Annotated in this window: 13 protein-coding genes, 3 rRNA genes and 2 pseudogenes; 11 read left to right on the plus strand and 7 right to left on the minus strand. The window is 58.2% G+C overall.

Annotated elements, in window-relative coordinates; translation table 11 throughout:
• Window positions 1–46 precede the first annotated feature (46 nt).
• The gene (locus KVG85_RS19570; protein ID WP_042610141.1) at window positions 47–385 is read left to right on the plus strand and encodes a hypothetical protein; all 339 of its coding nucleotides are present in this window, start codon (window positions 47–49) and stop codon (window positions 383–385) included.
• Window positions 386–874: 489 nt separating this feature from the next.
• Window positions 875–2,016: pseudogene (locus KVG85_RS19575) on the plus strand (IS3 family transposase).
• A 101-nt stretch (window positions 2,017–2,117) separates the two neighbouring features.
• Here the strand turns inward: KVG85_RS19575 and lapD are convergent.
• Window positions 2,118–4,064 carry a cyclic di-GMP receptor LapD gene (lapD, locus tag KVG85_RS19580; protein ID WP_217864712.1) on the minus strand — a complete coding sequence of 649 codons (1,947 nt, stop codon included), beginning with the start codon at window positions 4,062–4,064 and terminating at the stop codon, window positions 2,118–2,120.
• 14 nt (window positions 4,065–4,078) lie between these two features.
• Entirely contained in the window at window positions 4,079–4,771 is a 693-nt protein-coding gene (gene lapG / locus KVG85_RS19585) for a cysteine protease LapG (protein ID WP_041479715.1), read from the minus strand.
• A 196-nt stretch (window positions 4,772–4,967) separates the two neighbouring features.
• Here lapG and KVG85_RS19590 point away from each other — a divergent pair, with 196 nt between their 5' ends.
• From KVG85_RS19590 to KVG85_RS19610, 5 genes are all read left to right on the plus strand, one after another.
• Window positions 4,968–5,678 (plus strand): GntR family transcriptional regulator, encoded by a 711-nt coding sequence (locus KVG85_RS19590; RefSeq protein WP_217864713.1) that lies wholly within the window; start codon window positions 4,968–4,970, stop codon window positions 5,676–5,678.
• Between the two features lie 698 nt (window positions 5,679–6,376).
• Window positions 6,377–7,153: a DUF3050 domain-containing protein gene (locus tag KVG85_RS19595; RefSeq protein ID WP_217864714.1), complete on the plus strand. Its 777-nt coding sequence runs from the start codon at window positions 6,377–6,379 to the stop codon at window positions 7,151–7,153.
• Window positions 7,150–8,079, plus strand: a complete 930-nt coding sequence (locus tag KVG85_RS19600) for a diiron oxygenase (RefSeq protein ID WP_217864715.1) — start codon at window positions 7,150–7,152, stop codon at window positions 8,077–8,079. Before KVG85_RS19595 ends, KVG85_RS19600 begins: the two co-directional genes overlap by 4 nt.
• A 10-nt stretch (window positions 8,080–8,089) precedes the next feature.
• Window positions 8,090–11,482 carry a non-ribosomal peptide synthetase gene (locus KVG85_RS19605; RefSeq protein ID WP_217864716.1) on the plus strand — a complete coding sequence of 1,131 codons (3,393 nt, stop codon included), beginning with the start codon at window positions 8,090–8,092 and terminating at the stop codon, window positions 11,480–11,482.
• Window positions 11,483–11,504: 22 nt separating this feature from the next.
• Window positions 11,505–11,972 (plus strand): SRPBCC family protein, encoded by a 468-nt coding sequence (locus KVG85_RS19610; protein ID WP_217864717.1) that lies wholly within the window; start codon window positions 11,505–11,507, stop codon window positions 11,970–11,972.
• 126 nt (window positions 11,973–12,098) lie between these two features.
• Here KVG85_RS19610 and KVG85_RS26370 read toward each other — a convergent pair whose 3' ends face one another.
• The gene (locus KVG85_RS26370; protein WP_370593577.1) at window positions 12,099–12,884 is read right to left on the minus strand and encodes a methyl-accepting chemotaxis protein; all 786 of its coding nucleotides are present in this window, start codon (window positions 12,882–12,884) and stop codon (window positions 12,099–12,101) included.
• 69 nt (window positions 12,885–12,953) lie between these two features.
• Window positions 12,954–14,030: pseudogene (locus tag KVG85_RS26375) on the minus strand (HAMP domain-containing protein); the annotation flags it as partial.
• 261 nt (window positions 14,031–14,291) lie between these two features.
• Here KVG85_RS26375 and KVG85_RS19620 point away from each other — a divergent pair.
• The 4 genes from KVG85_RS19620 to KVG85_RS19635 all read left to right on the plus strand — a co-directional run bounded on the left by KVG85_RS19620 (window position 14,292) and on the right by KVG85_RS19635 (window position 19,635).
• Window positions 14,292–14,792 carry a sigma-70 family RNA polymerase sigma factor gene (locus KVG85_RS19620; RefSeq protein ID WP_041479723.1) on the plus strand — a complete coding sequence of 167 codons (501 nt, stop codon included), beginning with the start codon at window positions 14,292–14,294 and terminating at the stop codon, window positions 14,790–14,792.
• Window positions 14,792–15,793, plus strand: a complete 1,002-nt coding sequence (locus KVG85_RS19625) for a FecR domain-containing protein (RefSeq protein WP_217864719.1) — start codon at window positions 14,792–14,794, stop codon at window positions 15,791–15,793. Before KVG85_RS19620 ends, KVG85_RS19625 begins: the two co-directional genes overlap by 1 nt.
• Before the next feature lie 86 nt (window positions 15,794–15,879).
• Window positions 15,880–18,381 carry a TonB-dependent siderophore receptor gene (locus KVG85_RS19630; protein ID WP_217864720.1) on the plus strand — a complete coding sequence of 834 codons (2,502 nt, stop codon included), beginning with the start codon at window positions 15,880–15,882 and terminating at the stop codon, window positions 18,379–18,381.
• A gap of 75 nt (window positions 18,382–18,456) precedes the next feature.
• The gene (locus KVG85_RS19635; protein WP_217864721.1) at window positions 18,457–19,635 is read left to right on the plus strand and encodes a PepSY-associated TM helix domain-containing protein; all 1,179 of its coding nucleotides are present in this window, start codon (window positions 18,457–18,459) and stop codon (window positions 19,633–19,635) included.
• Window positions 19,636–19,701: 66 nt separating this feature from the next.
• On the opposite strand, the gene rrf (KVG85_RS19640) is transcribed toward KVG85_RS19635, so the two are convergent.
• The 3 genes from rrf (KVG85_RS19640) to KVG85_RS19650 form a co-directional block, all read right to left on the minus strand.
• Window positions 19,702–19,817 (minus strand): 5S ribosomal RNA (rrf, locus tag KVG85_RS19640).
• A gap of 105 nt (window positions 19,818–19,922) precedes the next feature.
• Window positions 19,923–20,038 (minus strand): 5S ribosomal RNA (gene rrf / locus KVG85_RS19645).
• A gap of 150 nt (window positions 20,039–20,188) precedes the next feature.
• A 23S ribosomal RNA gene (locus tag KVG85_RS19650) occupies window positions 20,189–23,082 on the minus strand.
• Between the last annotated feature and the right edge of the window lie 182 nt (window positions 23,083–23,264).

Genomic DNA, 23,264 nt, shown 5'->3' on the forward strand with positions numbered 1-23,264 from the left:
CTATGCTGCTGACAGCATGACGCTGTTCATTTGTGAGGGATGCTCAATGTTTTACGTGCAACGCGATGCGCAAGGCCAGTTGATTCGCGTGGAAGCTGCGGCCTATGCCGAGGCCACGGAAACGCTGCCCGCCGATAACCATGAGATCCAGGCGTGGTACGCCAACGAAGCCGTGGAAAACAGCCTCAGACAGCTCAAGCAGAGCGACTTTGAAATGATTCGGGTACTCGACGACCTGATTCAGGTGCTGACCCAGAAAGGCGTGATCCGCGTCACTGACCTGCCGGCGGCGGCCCAGGCCAAACTGATGGACCGCACCCAGGCGCGTGAAGCACTGGGCGGGTTGAGCCAGTTGATCGATGAGGATGAGGGCGGGTTGATCTGATCCTCCCAAGATCCAAAGCTTACCCTCACCCCAGCCCTCTCCCGGAGGGAGAGGGGGCCGATCGAGGTGTCTTGCGCTATCCATCGACCTGAGAGATCGAGTCGATTTTGGATTCAGTGGAGCTCTTGCAAGTCGGCGTATCTCGTAAATATCCCACGGTCAGTCCCCTCTCCCGGAGGGAGAGGGAGCCGATTGAGGTGTCTGGCGTTATCCATCGACCCGAGAGATCGAGTCGATTTTGGATTCAGTGGAGCTCTTGCACGTCGGCGTATCTCGTAAATATCCCACGGCCAGTCCCCTCTCCCTTTGGGAGAGGCGGCCGATCGAGGTGTCTTGCGCTATCCATCGACCTGAGAGACCGAGTCGATTTTGGATTCAGTGGAGCTCTTGCACGTCGGCGTATCTCGGAAATATCCCACGGCTGATCTGGCTTAATGATTCTGGACACCTCTAAAGGGCGGTAATCTACGCCCAGCTACGAGGTGTGATATGACCAGACGATATTTTTCGACAGATTTCAAACGGGATGCGGCTTGCCTGGTTTTGGATAAAGACTATTCGGTGAGTGAAGCCTGCGAAGCAATGGGTGTGGGCCCTACAGCTCTACGCCGCTGGGTTGAGCAGTTGCGCGCGGAGCGCAGCGGCAAGACGCCTGAGAAGTCCAAAGCCATGACCGTTGACCAACAACGCATCCAGGAACTGGAAGCAACAATTCGACGGATTGAGCGTGAGAAGGAAATTTTAAAAAAGGCTACAGCTCTCTTGATGTCGGATTCCCTCGATCGGTAAGGCTGGTCGAGGAGTTAAGCGAGCAATATTCAAGATCCGAGTTGTGCGTTGTATTTGGAATCAACCGCAGCAGTTATTACGAGCGTCTGAAACAGCGGACAAACGTGGATGTCGAGCGCGATCGCCTTAAGATCAAGGCTGCTGAATTACATGAGCAAAGTCGTGGATCAATGGGCGCGCGCAGCTTGGCAAAGGCGTTGTGTAACGAAAAAGAGTCGGTGGGTCGTTACATGGCTCGTAGCCTGATGCGCGAGCTCGGGTTGAAGAGCCAGCAACGGCGCAGGCATCGTTACAAACCCAGCGGTGCGGAGGCGCAATACGCCCCCAATCATTTGGAGCGTAAATTCAATGTCGAGGCCCCCAATCGAGTGTGGTGTGGCGACGTGACTTACATTTGGGCCGGTACTTAATGGGTTTATCTGGCTGCTGTACTTGATCTGCATGCCCGGCGCATCGTCGGCTGGGCGATGTCCAGAAGTCCGGATTCAGCTCTGACCTGTCGAGCGTTAAAGATGGCTTTCGAGTCGCGAGGACGCCCTGAAAACCTAATGTTCCATTCGGATCAGGGCTGTCATTACAGCAGTAAAGTATTTCGTCAAATGCTGGCGGACATGCGCATAAAACAAAGCATGAGTCGACGAGGAAACTGCTGGGATAACGCCCCGATGGAGCGTTTCTTTGGCAGTTTGAAATCTGAATGGATACCCAAGGCTGGCTACCGAAACGAAGATGAGGCTAGTACCGATGTGTTGCGCTACCTGACCCATTATTACAATCGGATCAGGCTGCACAGTCACAACGGATATCGGACTCCGGTAGCAATGGAAGCCTTGGCAGCATGAGAAATGACCTAAACCCTATAACCGTGTCCAGTATCGTTTGACCAGATCAGGCCAGTCCCCTCTCCCTTTGGGAGAGGGTTAGGGTGAGGGCGCTTCTTGGCTCACCCCCAAGGCTTCGGCTCACCGAGCAACTGCCCCTGCACGCCATACAAGCCCATCTCGCGAATCACTGACAGCTCCCCTTCAGTCTCGACCCGTTCGGCAATCAGCGGCAAATCGATGCTGTGCGCCGCGCGCTGGATCGCTTCGATGAACAGGCGCTTGTCGCTCTCCTGATCAATCGCCCGAATGTAGCTGCCGTCGATCTTCAAATACGCCAGACCCAACCGCGCCAAGTTGCCGATCATGCTGAAGCGCCCGCCGAAGCGCTGCAGGCTCAGCGAGAAGCCAAGCTCGCGCAGGCGTCGGGTCAACTGCTCCAGCACGGCCTGTTCAGGCAATTGCTCCTCGCCGATTTCCAGAGTCAGACGCGCGCCGAGACTGGAATGCGCCCGCAGAATTTCAAAGACTTTGTTCAGCGCCTGCGGGTCGGCCAGCGTTGCCGAGGACAGGTTCAGCGCCAGCGAATCCTCGTGCCCCTTCATCTGCTCGAGCACGCGTTCGAGCATCAGCCGATCGAGCCGCGCGGTCCAGCCGAAGCGCTCCAGCCACGGCAGAAAGCGCCCGGCGGGAATGGTCTGGCCCTGCTCGTCGAGCAAGCGCGACAGGACCTTGTAATGCAGCACCAGTTGCGTGTCCTGCGCAGCGACCACCGGTTGGAAATACAACTCGAAACGCTGCTGACTCAAGGCCTGATCCAGCAGTCGATGCCAGGCGTGGTGATCATCGCCGACCTCCGCCACCAGACTCTGATCGATGCACGCCCAATTCTGCTCGCCCTGCCCTTCGGCCTGCGCGAGTGCCTGATCGCCCAGTGTCAGCACCGCTTGCGGGGAGTCGCCGTGAGCGAAGGGCGCCAGCCCGATCGAAGCCACCGCCGGCACATCGGTCGCGCCGGTGGCATGCAGGCTGCTCAAGGCATTGTCGAGATTCTGCGCCAGCTGCAACGCTTCCTCGCGCACCAGCCCCGGCGCCAGCACGGCGAATTCACCGCCGCGAATACGCGTGACCAAGTCCTGGGTTTGTGGATATCTGGCGCACTCGCGGGTCAGTTGCTCACCGACGGCCTTGAGCAATTGGTCAGTACGCTGGCCGCCGAGACGCTGGTTGAGACCGGCCAGGTCCTTGACCCGCAACAGCAGCAGATAACCGGAACTGGCCTGCTCCGGGTTGCTCACGCGGTTGTTCAATTGCATCTCGAAATAGCGGCGATTGGCCAGGCCGGTGAGGTTGTCCTGATAGGACTCGGTACGCAGTTTTTCACTGCGCTCGGCCTGCTCCTGGAACAGCGTCTTGAGCTTCTCGACCATCTGATTCATTGCCTGCACCACGCGACGCAATTCAGGCGTGCGCGGCAGATCCGGCAGGCTGAGAAACTCGCGGCGGGCAATCGCATGGGACTGCTGGACCATGTAATCGAGGGGCTTCAACTGCCGACGCAGCAACAGCGCGCCGAGCACCGCACTCAATACGCCGCAGATCAGCAACCAGCCAAGGCTGCCCAGTGCGCTCTGCCATAGCTTGGCCACGGCGAACATCGGATGGCTGACCACCTCGACCCGCGCCGCCTGCTCCCAGCCACGGCTGACCAGCGCATCGCCACCCGCTGGTTCGAGGCCGATCAGTCTGACGAACCAGTCCGGCACATTGCTCACCGCCGGGGCACCGCTGCGCTCGACAATGGTCTGCTCGGTCTTCACGTCGACCACGCGGATGCTCGCGTAATAGCCGCTGTCGAAAATCGAACTGACCAGCAGCTCGACCATCGCCGGGTCGTCGATATTCGGCGTCAGCGACAATGCCAGCGCCGTCGCCGCGTCCTGTGCGTGGGAGCGCAACTGATTGACGTACTGGGTGCGCGAGCTCTCCAGGCTGACCATGAAGCTGCCGGTGAAGGCCACGACCAGGAACAGACAGATAGCGATCAACAGCTGTTTGAACAAAGACATCTGAGCGCGTGCTCCTAGTTAGTCGTCTCGACCGGAAAACCTTCGGCCTGCATTTTTTTCAGCACATCCTGCCAGCGCGACAGGCGTTTGGTGTCGCCGACCTTTTTATTGCCCTTGGCGCCGGGCAGATACAGACCTTCGGCATTGAAAGAGTAGACCGGCAGCAAATCGGTCCGCTGCGACGCCGGCTGGATCGGATCGATCAGGCTGTCAAGCACCAGCGGCATGGCATCGGGGGTCGCATAGTACGTCAACACCATGTGCGCGCGGTTCTGGCGCAGCGCCTTGACGTAGGTGATGCGCAGCTTGTCACTGGAAACGCCGAGATGGCGCAGGCTGAAGTACTTGGCAATGGCGTAGTCTTCGCAGTCGCCGGCGCCCTTCCACAGCGCTTCGATAGGGGTTTCCCAATAATCCACTTCGCGCCACAGATCGATGTCTTCGACGTAACGCACCTGCTTGTTGAAAAACAGGTTCACCACTTTGAGCTTGTCCATCTCACTGGCCTGCTTCTGCGTCGCCAGCAGATTCTGCCAGGCGTCGATGCGCTGCTGCCCCGCGCCCAGTGGCCCATAGAGAGCCGTGGCCTTGCGGCTGATCGCGGAAAAATCCCAATCGGCGTGCAGACCGCCCAGCATGACGCCGGCCAGCAGCAATGCGCAGCCAAGCCAGCGCAAGGTCCGAGGGATCGCGAAACGTACCGCCACTGCAGGTTTCCAGAAGGACAGAAAGGAAGCGTTTGATGGTGAAGCTTAGCCCCGCAAAAAACAATGGCACCGTGAGATCATCGAAGACGCGCTAGACTTCAGATTGCAGCGCTTTGTTTTACAAGGTTTGACAACCTGTAGAGCAATCACTAGTGTCATTTGGATCCAAATATTACGACCTACAGGGTGTGTTGTCGTGACTCAGAAGCCCAAACCGCTGCACAGCATCAAAGTCGAAGGACCGATTCCTGCGCATCTGGCCCGGTCGGTGATTGAAGAAACCCTGCGCTCGGCCATCCTCGATGGACGCCTGCCCTGTGGCACTGCGTTGCGCCAACAGGATCTGGCCGATCTGTTCGGGGTCAGCCGCATGCCGGTGCGCGAAGCCTTGCGCCAGCTCGAAGCGCAGGAGCTGCTCAGCGTCACCACGCACAAAGGCGCCGTGGTCGCCCCGCTGATCCAGGGCGATGCCGCTGAAACCTACGAGTTGCGCATTCTGCTCGAATCCGAGGCATTGCGGCAGTCCATTCCGCTGCTGACTGAGGCCGAGCATCAACTCGCCGCTGGCTACATCGACGAACTGGAAGCGCAGCACGACTACAACGAAATCGGCCGCCTCAACCGTCTCTTTCACATGGCCTTGTACAGCAAGGCGCCCAACCAGCGACTGCTGCGCCTGGTGGAGGACGGCCTGAACGAAGAAGAACGTTTTCTGCGGTTCAATCTGGAAGCGATGGGCCTGGGCAAGCTGTCCCAGGATGACCACCGCGCCATGCTTCGGGCCGTGATCCAGCGGGACATACCGCGCTCGCTCGAAATGCTGGAGCAGCACCTCAATCGGGGCGTTGAGGTCATCACCCGCTACCTAGCGACTCCCGCCGCACAGAAGCGTCACACCGCACGCTGATATCTCGTACGTCGAATAATCCCCTTACAAATCTTCGCGACCGCTCTGCTGCCGGCTCTGGCAGCGGAGCGGCGTGCCCACTGGTGCCCGCCCCGGCCCTGCCGACGCATTTCTGCTGCCCGCCGATGACCAATCGGTAATAGCCCTGACGGCAATTTACCCGCACTCTTCCAGCGCCACCCCTACAGAACGGGGACGCGCCGCCCTGACGGCACAGTCCCCGCAACAGGAACCTACGGAAGGAGCCTTGTCACGGGAAACAGGAAGTCATGGCGCCGGTCCCGGCCAACTTTCGCCCCCTTTAAATTCAATCAATCCCCTTGTTTAAAAGTTGCTTCGAGTGAGGCATTCACTCTTGTTATCGATTTTGGCCGTTATTAGCCGAAAGGAGTAACTACGCCCTAATAAAACTTGGCCTGAAAGTTTTATCGGCCACTCTCATATTCAAAAAACAGCCAACTTAAAATAATTTAAAATAAACTTGTTAAATACATTTGCCCTGTATTAGTTTTTCTCTCGCCAGGTTTGAACGTCGCCGTTCAGCGCGGCATATCTCACGCAGCAACCGCAGCACCCATGGCGCCGCAACGGCGCCACAGCGCAATCAATATTTGCCCGACTAACTTGCTATCCAACTCGCTCAACCGCTTACAGCAACTGAAAGAACTGTGCATTTCATATCAATGATAAAGGACATCATGATGCCCACTAAGCAGCAACTCGCCCAGAAGAAAGCCGAACTGAGTATTCACCCGATCTTTTCCGAGATTACTTCGTTATCGGTATTACGCCGTTTCATGGAAACCCATGTATTTGCCGTATGGGACTTCATGTCGCTGACAAAGCGCCTGCAACAGGAACTGACCTGCACGCGTTTACCCTGGTTGCCGCCGCGCGATCCCCACGCGGCGCGGTTGATCAACGAGATTGTGCTGGGAGAGGAATCGGACGATCGCCTCGATGCCGGCCATTACAGCCACTTCGAGTTGTACCTGGATGCGATGCGCGAGATCGGCGCGAGCACCACGGCGGTAGAGCGCTTTGTCGCCCTGCAGCAGGAAGGCGTGAGTTATGACGTCGCGTTGCAGAGCGTCGACGTCGACCCGGCGGCGGCGCAGTTTGTCCGCGATACTTTGCGCACGGCTCTGGAAGCACCCGGACACAGCGTCGCTGCTGCGTTCCTGCACGGTCGCGAGAGCGTCATTCCGACGATGTTCCAGCGCATTCTCGATGACTGGGGCATCGGCATCGAACAGGCACCAACTTTCCGTTACTACCTGCAACGGCATATCGAAGTCGATTCCGAAGATCACGGCCCCGCCGCCGAGCAGTTGCTGGAGCGTCTGGTCGACGGCGATCCGCAGCGCGAAGCCGAGGTTTATGCCAGTGCCATCGCCGCCGTGGAAAGCCGCATCACCCTGTGGAACGGGTTGCGCCTGAGCATGGGCGCAGAAGTAGCCGAGGTGGCCCAATGAACGCAACCGACTATCAATCCTTCGCCGACGCCTGGGAAAGCCGCGCGACCATTCGCACCCGTCCCCGGCGGCTGCTGGAAGACGATCAGCGCCTGATCTACCCGCTCAGCCGCCAGCCGCTGGTACTCAGCGAAACCTTCTTGCGTGAATGCCCGCAACAACGTGATTTCGCCTTGGTGCAGACGTTGTACAAATTCATCAACGACGTTGTGATTTTCGAGACGGAAATCGTCGACAAGACCGCCCGCAGCATTGCCAAGAATCGCTTTGCCGTGGCGTTCCCGTTCGCCTGTCGCTACGACGCGATGACCGTGGTGGTCGATGAGGATTACCACGCGCTGGTGGCCATGGACTTCATGCAGCAGACGGTCGCGCTGACAGGTATCGAGCCGATTCAATTGCCCGATGAAATCGAGCTGAGCCGGGCGATTCCCGCCGCTGTTGCGCTGGCGCCGGACCACCTGCGCAGCGCGGTGGAATTGATCTGCGTGGCGATCGCCGAAAACACCGTGACCGGCGATGTCGCCGCGTTCGCCCGCGACGATTCGGTCAAGCCGTCGATCAAGGGCCTGATGGCCGACCACTTGCTCGACGAGGGTCGCCACTCGAGTTTCTGGGCGCACATGGTGCGCATCTATTGGCACACCGCCAGCGACGCGGACCGCGAAACCATCGCGCAGATTCTGCCGGTGTTCATCGGCCATTACCTGACCAACGACATCCAGAAGTCCTTCGACTTGCGCCTGATCGACGCGCTGCCGGTCAGCGAAACCACGCGGCATTCACTGCGTGAAGAAATCGCCGGCCTGGCCTTCCCGATCAATCGCCACCACCCGCTGGTAGGCAACATCGTCAGGTTTTTCCACAACAGCTCGCTGCTCGCCACACCGTGCGTGCAGCACGCCCTGCGCGACTATCTGGTTTGAGGAGGCTGACATGAAACGTCTCGACATTTTGCTCACCGGCGCCGGCCAGGCCATGACCGATCTGGCCCGGGAGCTCGAACAGCATGGCCATGCTGTGACCCGCAGCGGCGTGGCTCAAGCGGCGGTGAATCTGATCATCGACGATGGCTTTATCGCTGCCGGCGACTTCTGCGCCATCCCGCATCTGCACCTGCGCCTGGGTGTCGCCGCGCAAGAGCATGGCGGCCTGCCGACCCTCGACTTGCTGTGCTTCCTCGGCTCGTCGCTGATCAGCCGTGTGCCGATCGGCGATGAGCCGTCCGGCAACGGTCAGTCGCTACGCCAACGAGCGCTCGCCCATGTGGTCGATGAGGTGTCGTTGCTGGTCAGCCGCTTTTCCCGCGATGCCGATTATTTGCGCCACGCCCCAGCCCTCAAGGCACCGGATTTCGAACGCCTGGAAGACTTGCTGTTTCTCGACAAGCTAGCGTATGTCCACCGTCTCAACGACACGGCAAACCCGGCGCTGCTGCAACAAGCGCAGATCCCGCTGATCGAGCGTCTGCAGCAAAGCCTGATCGAGCATGCCGATCGACCGGCGCTGCACCTCGGCGGACAGTCCATCAGCTACCGCCAATTGCACGCCCACAGCCGGGCGATCCAGCAGCGGTTGCTGCCCTTGCTTGAGCAACATCCGCAGCCGTGGGTGGTCGGTGTCTGCCAAGGCAAAAGCCCGGCGCTGTTTGCCTCGATTCTGGCGATTCTCGGCAGCGGCGCGGTGTACTTGCCACTGGAGCCGAGCCATCCATTGCCGCGTCAGCAATACATCCTGGAAAACGCCGGCGCGGTGCTGTTGCTTCACGATGGACAACAGGCGCTCAGCGAGTCGATAGCGGGGCTGGATGTCAGTGACATCGGGGCGACGGACGCCGATCTCGGCCAGCCGCTGATGCAGCGCTGGCCCGAGCTCGAAGCGCCGTGCATGGCGCTCTACACCTCGGGTACCACCGGGCATCCGAAAGGCGTGCTGCTCAGCCAGGCCAATCTCGCCCACTTCACCGCGTGGTACGCCGACTACGTGCAGTTGCACGCCGAGAGCCGGGTGTTGCAGTTCTCTTCGCTGAGCTTCGATTCGTCACTGATCGACATCTTTCCCAGCCTGCTCGCAGGGGCGGAACTGGTCGTGCCCGACGACACCCAGCGCCGCGATCCTTTGCAGCTGATTGCGCTGATTCGCCGGCGGCAACTGACCCACGCCTTCTTGCCGCCGGCGCTGTTGAGCATCCTGCCGCTGGAGCAACTGGAGGGCGTGCAGGTGATGACCGGCGGTGATGTCTGCGAGCCGTACGTCATCGAGCAACTGACCCGCCAAGGCACCCTGCACAACCTGTATGGCCCGACCGAAGCCACCGTGCTGATCACCGCGCGCCAGCTCAAACCGGGCGACAGCAACCGCACGCTGGGAGGGCCGATCGCTAACAGTCGGGTGCTGATTCTCGACGACGATCTGCAACCGGCGCCCGATCAAACCGTCGGTGAACTATTCATCGTCGGCCCCGGTGTCTGCCTCGGTTACCTGAACAATCCGCAGCAGACCGCCGAGCGTTATCTGAGCCTGTCACTGCCCGGCGGCGAAACCCTGCGCGCCTACCGTAGCGGCGACATGGCCAAGTGGGGCGAGCACGGTATCGAGCTGTGCGGGCGGCGCGACAATCAGGTGAAAATCCGTGGCTTCCGCGTCGAGCCGGAAGAGATCGAGCGCTGCCTGCGCGAGAGCCGCATGTATCGGCAAATCGCCGTGGTCATCGACAATCAGCGGCGCATTCTGGCGTTCTTCGCCCAGCCACAGACCGAGACTGCCCGCGACGCATTGAAGGCTCACGCCCGGCAGTTTCTGCCGGACTACATGCAACCGGGAGCGTGGACCGAACTGGCGCAGATGCCGTTTGCCAGTAACGGCAAAGTCGATCGCAAGGCGCTGCTCGCATTGCCGGTGACGGTGCAGGACAGCGCTGCGAAATGCCTGCCGGCCAATGCTGACGAAGCGCTGCTTCTTGAGGTCTGGGCCGAACTGCTGGAACTGCCGATCAGCGACATTTCCACTGACGAAAGCTTCTTCAATCTCGGCGGACATTCGATTCTGCTGTCGCGGATGTTGCTGCGCTTGCGCGAGGAATTCGGCCGGAGCATTTCGATCAATCGCTTCATCGAACTGCCCACGATCAGCAAACTGGCGACGCTGGTGCGCGGCACCGATGACAGCGCCGTGCTCAGCGCCCAAGCCATGGCCGACGCCGAGCGCGCGCTGGATATCGAACCGTTGCCGATCAGCCGCATGGGCAATGTGCACAAGGTCATCGTCACCGGTGCCAACAGTTTTGTCGGCGTGCACATCGTCGAAGCGCTGCTCGGTTGGGGCGCCAGCGAAGTGGCCTGTCTGGTGCGCGACGGCGTTGGGCAAACGGCGGCGCAACGCTTCGCTCAGGCACTGCGCGAGAACCGTCTGGAGCACCTCGACCTGAGCCGTGTGCGGGTTTACGCAGCTGATATCAGCCGTCCGCAACTTGGCCTGGGCGATGAGGATTATCAGCGTCTGGACCGCGAGTTCGGCGCGCTGGTGCACAACGCCGCCAACGTCAACCACGTGCTCGATTACGAGTCCCTGGCAGCGGACAACGTCGAGCCGATTTTCGCCCTGCTGAAGCTGTGCGAAGGGCAGCGCAAAAAGGTCTTCAACTTCGTCTCGACCCTGTCGGCATCCAGCACCGTGGATGACGCCGGCCGAGTGCTGGAACTGCCCGCCGCAGCGACGCCGCCGATCTATATTCGCAACGGCTACAACCTGTCGAAGTGGGTCGGCGAACGCATCCTCGAACGTGCGCGCGAGTGTGGTGTGCGGGTCAATCTGTATCGCCCCGGCAACATAAGCTTCAACAGCCTGAGCGGCGTTTGCCAGCCGCACAAGAACCGCTTGATGCTGATGCTCAAAGGCTCGATCCAGCTCGGTCAGGTACCGGCCTTTGCGCTGAATTTCGACCTGATGCCGGTGGACTTTCTCGCCCGCTTCATCGCCTTCCATGCCAGCCGTTATTCAGCGGATCGCGCGGTGTTCAATCTGCACAACCCCGAGCCGCTGAGCTGGGATGCCTACGTCGCTTCGTTCAGCGAAACCGGCAGCGAGTTTGCGCTGGTCAGCGTCGCCGACTGGCAGCAGCAATTGAGTCGGGTCGACGCCGACAACGCGCTGTTCGGCGTGCTCGGTTTCTACCTCAACGGCTTCGAAGAAGACATCGGCGACATCTCCCTTATCGGTCACGCCAACGCCGAGGCCGGCGTGCGGCAGATGGGCGCGCACTACCCACAGAAATCCCCGGCGCTGCTGCGTCGCGGCTGCGACTACCTGAAAGAAATCAACTTCATCTGACTCATCAACAAGGAGCAACACCATGAGCAATCTGCAACCCGACACCCTGATCAAAAACCCGCAAGGCTGCCACGTTGTGTCGTCGGTGGAAGTGTCGGCGGACGCGGCAAAAATCTGGGCGATCGTTGGCGATTTCGCAGGCTTCGAACGATTCATTCCGGCGCTGTCGCACACCGAAATGACCGGTGAGGGCGTGTCATCGCTGCGCAAGAAAATCTTCAAGGACGGCAACGTCGTGGTCGAACAACTCAACTCGCGCGATGAACAGGCGCGGCGCATGACCTGGACGACGATTTACAACACGTTGGGGGTGGCGAATCTGTGGGCGGCGATGCAAGTGGAGTCGCTGAGCGCAGGGAAGTCGCGAGCGACCTGGACGATCATTGCCGAACCGGCTGCGGGTGGGGATGAAGCATTGCCGGGGTTCAGGGATTTTGTGCAGGGGTTTGCCGATGATGCGATGGGCAATGTGCTGAAGCTGTTTGTTTAAGGCATCGGTTTGGCGGTGATTGAACCGCCGCTTTCGCGAGCAGGCTCGCTCCCGCATTTTGATTGCATTTCCCTGTGGGAGCGAGCCTGCTCGCGAAGAACGATAACGCGGTCTGCGATCTGTGAATCAGATCTTGAAACTGTCGACCAACTGCTTCAACCGGTTCGCCTGCTGCGACAACGCATCACAATCCTTCAACGTTTCGTTGAGGTTGGCCACGCTCTGCTGGTTCAACAGGTTGATCTGGTTGACGTCGACGTTCAGCGTTTCCACCACCGCCGTCTGCTCTTCAGTCGCCGCTGCAACCGATTGGTTCATGCCGTCGATTTCGCCGATGCGCTGGGTCACGCTGACCAGACGCAGACCGGCCTGATTCGCCACTTCCACGCTTTGCTCGCTGGACGCCTGACTGGCGTTCATCGTGCTCACCGCCTCACGCGAGCCGACCTGCAGCGAGGTGATCATCTTGTGGATCTCTTCCGCCGATTCCTGGGTGCGATGCGCAAGGTTGCGCACCTCATCGGCGACCACGGCAAAACCGCGCCCGGCTTCACCGGCACGCGCGGCCTCGATGGCAGCGTTGAGCGCCAGCAGGTTGGTCTGCTGCGAGATGCCTTTGATTACATCGAGAATGTGGCCAATGTTGTCGGTGCTCGCGTTCAGGGTTTCGATCTGCGTGCACGACAGGCTGATCTTCTGCGACAGCTCGGTCATCGCCTGAATGGTCTGCTCGACCACCTGACGACCATCATCGGCCTGCTCGGAAGCGCCACTGGCGTGCTGCGAAGCATCCGCCGCGTTGCGCGCGATCTCCTGAGTAGCGGCGCCCAGCTGATTGATCGCCGCCGCGACGCTGTTGGTGCGCGCACTTTGCTCGTCGGAACCGACGATCGAAGCGTTGGACGACGCCATCACCCGTTGCGACAGGTCATGTACTTGACGGGTCGCCGACGACACTTCGGAAATCGATGCGTGAATCCGTTCAACGAACTGGTTGAACGCGCTGCCCAGTTCACCGAACTCGTCTTTGCTCTCGACCACCAGACGCCGGGTCAGATCGCCCTCGCCCTGGGCGATGTCTTTCATCGCGCGGCCCATAGTGGTCAGCGGACGCATCAACACATTGATCAACAGGCTCAACAGCAACGCAATCGCCGCGACTGCGACAAACATGGCGATCAACGCCGAGGTGCGGAATTGGCTGAGTGCAGCGTAGGCCTTGGCGCGATCGATCGACAGACCGATGTACCACTGCGCGTTCGGCAGATCGCTGACCGGGGTGAACGAAAGAATGCGTTCCTGGCCGTTGAGCACCACGTTCTGGTTGCCCTTCTCGATGCGCACGCTGGTGTTCGGGTAGATGTCCTTGAGGTTTTTCATTACCTGATCTTTGTCCGGGCTGACGATCACCTGACCGTCGGCACTGACCAGAAACGCATGGCCGAGGCCACCGAAGTCCACCGAGTTGATGATCTTCACCAGGGTTTCCAGGCTCAGGTCACCACCGACCACACCGAGCAATTCACCGTCCTTTTTCACCGGCATGGCGATGGTCACCACCAAACCGCCGACTGCCGCCATATATGGCGGGGTCAGCATGGTTTTGTCGGCGGCCACGGCCTGCTTGTACCAAGGCCGCTGACGCGGATCGTAACCGTCCGGCATCTTCGCATCGGGGCGCTGGGTGAAGACACCGTTGGCCTGCCCGACGTAAGTGAACTGGAAGTTCGACGTGAAGGCCGGCTGATCGACAAGGCCCGGCAAGTCGGCATTCCTGCCTTGATGGGCTACGTTCTGCGCGAGGTTTTCCAGCACCAGAATGCGCCCGCTCATCCAGTTCTGCACGCTGCTGGCGGTGAGGTCACCGGCCTGTTGCACGGAGGACTGCAGGTTCTGGCGAATGGTGTTTCGCTGCAGATAATCGTTGTAGAGCGTGAACAAGGCGAACGCCAGGACCACGACGCCCGAAGCGGCCAGGAGGATTTTATGGCTGAACTTGAGATTCATTTCATGGGACTTCTTATGCCAAAAGTGGGGATGCGTTTCCGGATGCAACATTCCATGTACGGCGCAGGCAGCGTTCTTCTGGCCGCTCTACTTTGGTGCACGCATTTCTCACCAGTCTGTCGGCCAGCGGCGGAGAAATCTTAGGGGCGCGTGAGAAATGGGCGGGTTTTGAACAGGATTCCCGCCGAACGGCGTGCCAGAGCGGCTGCGAGGGAATTTTTCGCATCGACATGGGGGCAGCAGTTGCAAAATCTGTAACCCTTGATGACAATGCGACTAATTATCATTTGTGACGTTCGGGCTGGCGTGGTCATGTCTTCACCTGAGTTGGTCGTACAGGCGCTTTACGGTAGTCATCACGGCTGGCTCAACGCTTGGCTGCGCGCGCGGCTGGGCAACGCAGCGGATGCGGCGGATCTGGCTCAGGACACTTTCCTGCGCCTGCTGCAACGTACCGAACGCCTCGAACTGAAAGCGCCCCGAGCTTTCTTGCGAACCATCGCGCGCGGTCTGGTGATCGATCATTGGCGCCGCGAGGAAATCGAGCGGGCGTATCTGGAGACCATTGCTCACTTGCCTGAAGGCGAAGTACCTGATGCCGAATCGCGCGCGTTGGTGCTGGAACTGCTGGAAAGCATTGCGCGCATGCTCGAAGGACTGAAGCCGAAAGTGCGTCAGGCGTTTCTCCTGGCGCAGTGCGAAGGTTTGACTCACAAACAGATCGCCGAGCAGTTGGGCGTGTCGGTACGTTCAGTGGAACGCTACGTCGCCGATGCGCTGTATCACTGCTATGTGTTGCGGTATGAAAGCTGATGCCTGTGGATAACCTCTCACTCGCTCGCCGCGTCGAACCGCGCCAACAGGTGGTCAAGCAAGCAATTCACTGGCTGCTGCGGCTGCGCAACAACCACGGCAATTCGCGGCTGACTCGCCAATGCGAGCAGTGGCGCGCCGAGCATTACGAACATGAAATCGCCTGGCAGCGGGTGCAGTCGCTGCAAGCCGAATTGAGTTCCAGTCTGCGCGCCGTGCCGGGTGCGCAGGTCGCTTTCAACACCTTGGAAAACAGTGCGCAAGGACTGGGCCGTCGCCAGGCCTTGAAGTTGTTGTCCGGCGCGCTGCTGATGGGATCTGCCGCGTGGCTGGCCAAGGACAGCGCCGCCTGGCAGCAATGGAGCGCCGACTACGCGACAGCGACTGGCGAACGGCGCGGTTTCCAGTTGCCCGACGGCACGCGCATCGAACTAAACACCGCCAGCGCCGTAGACCTGGATTACACCGCGCAGCAGCGCCTGATCAAACTGACCCGTGGCGAGATCATCGTTACCTGCGGCGGCGCTGACGAAGACGCGGCGGCCGATCGACCGCTGCGCATACAGAATCGCCACGGCACTTATGCGCCGTTCGATGCGCGTTTCATTTTGCGTCAGGAAGAACAGTGCACGCGGCTCAGCGTTACCCGTGGCCGGGTGTTGGTTCGCGCTGGCAGTCATTCCCTCGAAGCACTCGCCGGGCAGAGTTTTCTGGTCGATCAAAGCGGTTTGCGCGCAGCGCCGACGCCGGATATGGATGCGGGCGCCTGGCTCGACGGTTTGATTGTCACGCGCAATATGCGGCTGGGTGACTTCCTCGCTGAAGTCGGCCGTTATCGCCCGGGTTATCTCCATTGTTCGGCGGATATCGCAGACCTGCGCCTTTCTGGGGTGTTCCGTCTGGAGGACACCGACAGGCTGCTGGCGGTCCTGCCGCAGACGCTGCCGGTGCAATTGCGTTATCGCACCCGCTGGTGGGTGACCCTGGAACGTGCGGTGTGATTATTTTTGGCGGGTTTTTCCAGGCAGTCCGGCTTAGTCAGTAAGCACTTCAAATCAGCCCTCGCGACTGCCTACGGAAATCCACAATGACTGTCCGCGCCACTTGTAAGAACCCTCTGAATTTCACTGCAGAATCGACACTACTGCGCCATGCGGTTCGGGCGGCACTGCTGACCACCGCGCTGGGCGTCAGCGTATTACCGAGCCTGAGTCTGGCCGCCAACACCGGCACCGAGATCAGCCACCGCTACAACATTGCTGCCGGGCCATTGGGCGAGGCGTTGAATCAGTTTGCCCGGCAGGCCGGTATCACCCTGGCGATGACGCCGCAACAGACCCAAGGTCAGCAATCTCCCGGCGTGCAGGGTGAATATTCGACCGACCAGGCCTTGAGCCATTTGCTCGGTGGCTCAGGGCTGGAAGCCGTCAGCCAGGACGGCAGCAGCTACATTCTGCGCCCGCTGGCTGAAAGCGAAGCGCTGGCCTTGCCGACCACCGACATCAAAGGCTTCGCCCTCGGCAACGCGCTGGGCAGCATGGCCGGCTACAACGCCACGCACAGCCAGATCGCCACCAAGACCAGTACCGCCCTGCTGGAGACCTCGCAAAGCGTATCGGTGGTGACGCGTGAGCAAATGGATGACCAAGGCTCGCAAACCGTCTCGCAAGCGATGCGCTACACCCCGGGTGTGCTGACCAACCCGTATGGCGCCACCCATCGTTACGACTACGTGGCGATGCGCGGTTTCAACGACGGCTCGGTGGACAACATCTACCTCGACGGCCTCAAGTCGATGGGCGACAGCGGCACCTACAGCACCATGCAGGTCGATCCGTATTTCCTTGAACGCGTGGATATTCTCAAAGGCCCGTCATCGGTGCTGTACGGCCGTAGCTCGCCCGGCGGTCTGGTCGCGCTGACCAGCAAAAAGCCGTTGTATGAGGCCTACCATCAGGTGCAGGCGACAGTGGGGACGCAAGGCCAGCGCGGGATTGGTTTTGACTTCAGCGGTCCGGTCGATGACGACAAGCGCATTGCCTATCGTCTGACCGGATTGAGCGATCAGTCCGACACGCAATTCGATCACAACAAGGAAAAACGCTTCGCCCTCGCGCCGACGTTGAGCATCGATTTCAGCGAAGACACCTCGCTGACCCTGCAGGCCTATCTGCAACACGATCCGGACGGTGGTTACCACGGCGGCGTTCCGGCGGACGGCACGATCCATCAGCGCAATGGCGAGCGCATCTCGCCGCGCTTCTTCGAGGGCGAGCCGGGGATCGACGGCTACTCTCGTGACCAGCAGTCGTTCGGCTATCAGTTCGAACATCGTTTCAACGATGTCTTCACCGCCCGGCAGAACTTCCGCTATCTCGATTCCAAAGTGAACATGGATCAGGTCTACGCCTATGGCTGGACCACCCCGACCAGCAATGAACTGAACCGCTATTACACCGGCGGTGATGAGCGCCTGCATGCGTTCATCGTCGACAACATGCTGCAGGCCGAATTCTTCACCGGCGCGACCAAGCACACAGTCCTGATGGGCGCGGATTATCAACGGCGCAAAACCGTGGTCGACTGGACCAGCGGTGGCCTCGCGCCAATCAATGCGTTCAATCCGGTATACGGCAACTCGGCGATCGAGATGTACGGCGAGACCAGCTATCTGCGTCGCCTCGAACAGACCGGTGTGTACCTGCAAGACCTGATCGAGATGGACAAGTGGCGCTTCTCGCTGGGCCTGCGTCAGGACTGGGTCGAGACATCCGATGAAAACCGTATCGCCGAAGCGGGGCGCCCGGTGGGTACAGAGATCAATGATCGGCGCACGAAACTCACTGGGCGTGCCGGCGCTTTATACCTGTTTGATAACGGTCTGGCGCCATACATCAGCTACTCCGAGTCGTTTAACCCGAACTCTTATGCCGACAGCGCCGGTAATCCACTCGCCCCTACCGATGGCACACAGTGGGAAGTCGGTTTGAAGTATCAGCCGCCGGGCACCGATAACCTGTTCACCGCCTCGCTGTTCCGCATCGACCAGGAAAACCTCGCGACCAAACTGCCGCAGGAAAACTTCTATCGCGCGGTCGGCGCCGTGCGCTCGCAAGGTCTGGAGCTGGAAGCGCATATGCAACTGACCGATAACTTGAAAGTGCTCGGCAGTTACACCTTCACTGATATCGAATATTCCAAATCGATGATCAGCACCTTGAGCACGCCGACCGATGCCATCGAGAACAAGGGCAACTCACCGACTCAGGCGCCGCGACACATGGCCTCGCTGTGGGCTGACTACAAGTTCGACAGCGCCGCACTTGATGGGCTGCGCCTGGGTGGTGGGGTGCGCTATGTCGGCTACAGCTGGGCCGATGCGGAGAACACGATGAAGGTGCCGTCTTACACGCTGTTCGACGCCTCGATTGGTTATGACTTGGGCAAGGTCGGCTTGAAAGGTGTGGATGTACGGCTCAACGCGAACAACCTGACTAACGAATCCTATGTCGCGTCCTGCGCCAGTCTGAATTTCTGCTACATGGGCGAAGAACGTAACGTAGCGGCGACCGTCAGCTACCAGTTCTAAAACTTTGTCCTGTGCATAAAAAAGCCAGCCCCTGATATCAGGGGCTGGCTTTGTCATTTCTTCGGGGTGTCTACCATGCGTGCGTTTCTGGTTTTGTTGCATCGATATATTGGCTTGGTTACTGCGGTGTTTTTATTGTTGGCCGGCCTGACCGGCAGTGTGCTGGCGTTTAATCACGAATTGGATGAGTGGCTGAATCCGCAGTTCTACGAGGCGACGTCAATGGGTGAGCGCTTGTCGCCGGGCGCGTTGGTAGATGCAGTGCAGACTGCACATCCGAAACTGCAAGTCTGGTACATGGAGTATCCCCATGAGACGGGGCATACGGCGCTACTGGCGGCCGTTCCGCGTAAGGATCCGGCGACGGGCCAGCCGTTTGATGAGCGCAATCAGGTGTTCTATCTGGACCCGGTCAGCGCGGAGCAAAAAGGCGCGCGCTACTGGGGTGAATGCTGTTTTCAGCGAGAGAACTTCATCCCGTTCATTCTGGAGTTTCATTACAACCTGACATTGCCCGGTAACTGGGGATTGCTGTTGATGGGTGGGGTGGCGATCGCTTGGGTGATCGACTGTTTTGTCGCATTGTGGCTGACCTTGCCGCGCGGCAAGCCATTCTGGAAGAAGTGGGCGACTGCGTGGAAGGTCAAAGGCGGGCATGCCTACCGCTTGAACTTCGATCTGCATCGCGCCGGAGGATTGTGGTTGTGGCTGCTGCTGTTACCGATCGCCGTCAGCAGCGTGGCGATGAACTTGCCGAGCCAGGTGTTCAAGCCTGCAGTTTCGTTGTTTTCGCCCATCGAGCCGAGCGTTTATGAAGCCAGAGGACGAATGCCCGCCAATCAACTGGGGACGACACAGCTAAGTTATCAACAGGCGTACGAAAGGGCATTGCAGGAAGGGAAACGATTAGGACTGACGGCGGCAATCGGCGAGTTGTATTACAGCTTTGAGTACAACTTCTACGGCGCAGGATTTGGACAGCACGATACGGACGCACATGGAAAATCCTGGTTGTTCTTTCACGGTACCGATGGCCGATTTTTGGGACAGGAGATCGCAGGACAGGGCACGCTTGGAGAGCAGTTCTATCGACTCCAGTTGCCGATACATGGGGGACGGATCATCGGGGTGACAGGGCAGGTAATGATCGCGGTACTGGGTGTGTTGATTGCGGGGTTATCAGGGACGGGAGTTTATATCTGGTGGTGCAAGTGGCAGGCAAGACGCAGCAGCAAGAGTCGCAGAACGGCCTGATCTTTCGTACACGCTTAAATGACAAAACCCCTGTCTGCGTTAGCAGACAGGGGTTTCGGAATTCAATCTTGACGATGACCTACTCTCACATGGGGAAACCCCACACTACCATCGGCGATACATCGTTTCACTTCTGAGTTCGGGATGGGATCAGGTGGTTCCAATGTTCTATGGTCGTCAAGAAATTCTTTATCTGGCCCGTCAACACGGTAACAAGCCAGCAAAAACAGGAACTTCTACTAAAACAAAACCCCAACTGCTTTCGCAATTGGGGTTTCGGAATTTAATCTTGACGATGACCTACTCTCACATGGGGAAACCCCACACTACCATCGGCGATGCATCGTTTCACTGCTGAGTTCGGGATGGGATCAGGTGGTTCCAACGCTCTATGGTCGTCAAGAAATTCGGGTACTGACTCGTGACCGGATGGCCTCGCTTCAGCAAATTGGGTATGTGATAGCTTTCGGTGTTTGTGCGCTTCGAACTTTCGGTTCGTTTCGTCTTCACACACCGCAATCTGGCTTTTAAGCGCAAATTGCTTGGGTGTTATATGGTCAAGCCTCACGGGCAATTAGTATTGGTTAGCTCAACGCCTCACAGCGCTTACACACCCAACCTATCAACGTCGTAGTCTTCGACGGCCCTTCAGGGAACTCAAGGTTCCAGTGAGATCTCATCTTGAGGCAAGTTTCCCGCTTAGATGCTTTCAGCGGTTATCTTTCCCGAACATAGCTACCCGGCAATGCCACTGGCGTGACAACCGGAACACCAGAGGTTCGTCCACTCCGGTCCTCTCGTACTAGGAGCAGCCCCTCTCAAATCTCAAACGTCCACGGCAGATAGGGACCGAACTGTCTCACGACGTTCTAAACCCAGCTCGCGTACCACTTTAAATGGCGAACAGCCATACCCTTGGGACCGGCTTCAGCCCCAGGATGTGATGAGCCGACATCGAGGTGCCAAACACCGCCGTCGATATGAACTCTTGGGCGGTATCAGCCTGTTATCCCCGGAGTACCTTTTATCCGTTGAGCGATGGCCCTTCCATACAGAACCACCGGATCACTAAGACCTACTTTCGTACCTGCTCGACGTGTCTGTCTCGCAGTCAAGCGCGCTTTTGCCTTTATACTCTACGACCGATTTCCGACCGGTCTGAGCGCACCTTCGTACTCCTCCGTTACTCTTTAGGAGGAGACCGCCCCAGTCAAACTACCCACCATACACTGTCCTCGATCCGGATAACGGACCTGAGTTAGAACCTCAAAGTTGCCAGGGTGGTATTTCAAGGATGGCTCCACGCGAACTGGCGTCCACGCTTCAAAGCCTCCCACCTATCCTACACAAGCAAATTCAAAGTCCAGTGCAAAGCTATAGTAAAGGTTCACGGGGTCTTTCCGTCTAGCCGCGGATACACTGCATCTTCACAGCGATTTCAATTTCACTGAGTCTCGGGTGGAGACAGCGCCGCCATCGTTACGCCATTCGTGCAGGTCGGAACTTACCCGACAAGGAATTTCGCTACCTTAGGACCGTTATAGTTACGGCCGCCGTTTACCGGGGCTTCGATCAAGAGCTTCGCGTTAGCTAACCCCATCAATTAACCTTCCGGCACCGGGCAGGCGTCACACCCTATACGTCCACTTTCGTGTTTGCAGAGTGCTGTGTTTTTAATAAACAGTCGCAGCGGCCTGGTATCTTCGACCGGCATGAGCTTACGGAGCAAGTCCTTCACCCTCACCGGCGCACCTTCTCCCGAAGTTACGGTGCCATTTTGCCTAGTTCCTTCACCCGAGTTCTCTCAAGCGCCTTGGTATTCTCTACCCAACCACCTGTGTCGGTTTGGGGTACGGTTCCTGGTTACCTGAAGCTTAGAAGCTTTTCTTGGAAGCATGGCATCAACCACTTCGTCACCCAAAGGGTAACTCGTCATCAGCTCTCGGCCTTAAGATCCCGGATTTACCTAAGATCTCAGCCTACCACCTTAAACTTGGACAACCAACGCCAAGCTGGCCTAGCCTTCTCCGTCCCTCCATCGCAATAACCAGAAGTACAGGAATATTAACCTGTTTTCCATCGACTACGCTTTTCAGCCTCGCCTTAGGGACCGACTAACCCTGCGTCGATTAACGTTGCGCAGGAAACCTTGGTCTTTCGGCGTGGGTGTTTTTCACACCCATTGTCGTTACTCATGTCAGCATTCGCACTTCTGATACCTCCAGCAAGCTTCTCAACTCACCTTCACAGGCTTACAGAACGCTCCTCTACCGCATCACCCGAAGGTGATACCCGTAGCTTCGGTGTATGGTTTGAGCCCCGTTACATCTTCCGCGCAGGCCGACTCGACTAGTGAGCTATTACGCTTTCTTTAAAGGGTGGCTGCTTCTAAGCCAACCTCCTAGCTGTCTAAGCCTTCCCACATCGTTTCCCACTTAACCATAACTTTGGGACCTTAGCTGACGGTCTGGGTTGTTTCCCTTTTCACGACGGACGTTAGCACCCGCCGTGTGTCTCCCATGCTCGGCACTTGTAGGTATTCGGAGTTTGCATCGGTTTGGTAAGTCGGGATGACCCCCTAGCCGAAACAGTGCTCTACCCCCTACAGTGATACATGAGGCGCTACCTAAATAGCTTTCGAGGAGAACCAGCTATCTCCGAGCTTGATTAGCCTTTCACTCCGATCCACAGGTCATCCGCTAACTTTTCAACGGTAGTCGGTTCGGTCCTCCAGTCAGTGTTACCTAACCTTCAACCTGCCCATGGATAGATCGCCCGGTTTCGGGTCTATTCCCAGCGACTAGACGCCCTATTAAGACTCGCTTTCGCTACGCCTCCCCTATTCGGTTAAGCTCGCCACTGAAAATAAGTCGCTGACCCATTATACAAAAGGTACGCAGTCACAGAACAAAGTCTGCTCCCACTGCTTGTACGCATACGGTTTCAGGATCTATTTCACTCCCCTCTCCGGGGTTCTTTTCGCCTTTCCCTCACGGTACTAGTTCACTATCGGTCAGTCAGTAGTATTTAGCCTTGGAGGATGGTCCCCCCATATTCAGACAAAGTTTCTCGTGCTCCGTCCTACTCGATTTCATGACTAAGAGATTTTCGCGTACAGGGCTATCACCCACTATGGCCGCACTTTCCAGAGCGTTCCGCTAATCTCAAAGCCACTTAAGGGCTAGTCCCCGTTCGCTCGCCACTACTAAGGGAATCTCGGTTGATTTCTTTTCCTCAGGGTACTTAGATGTTTCAGTTCCCCTGGTTCGCCTCTTGCACCTATGTATTCAGTACAAGATAACCATCTTATGATGGCTGGGTTCCCCCATTCAGACATCTCCGGATCAAAGTCTGTTTGCCGACTCCCCGAAGCTTTTCGCAGGCTACCACGTCTTTCATCGCCTCTGACTGCCAAGGCATCCACCGTATGCGCTTCTTCACTTGACCATATAACCCCAAGCAATCTGGTTATACTGTGAAGACGACATTCGCCGAAAATTCGAATTTCTCAACTAAGAGAACTCACAAATTTTACCTTAGCCTGATCCGTTACCAGTGAAAGTAACGTTCAGTCTATCTTTCTATCACATACCCAAATTTTTAAAGAACGATCTAATCAAAAGACTAGA

This window comes from Pseudomonas triticicola (assembly GCF_019145375.1).
In the GTDB taxonomy this organism is placed as follows: domain Bacteria; phylum Pseudomonadota; class Gammaproteobacteria; order Pseudomonadales; family Pseudomonadaceae; genus Aquipseudomonas; species Aquipseudomonas triticicola.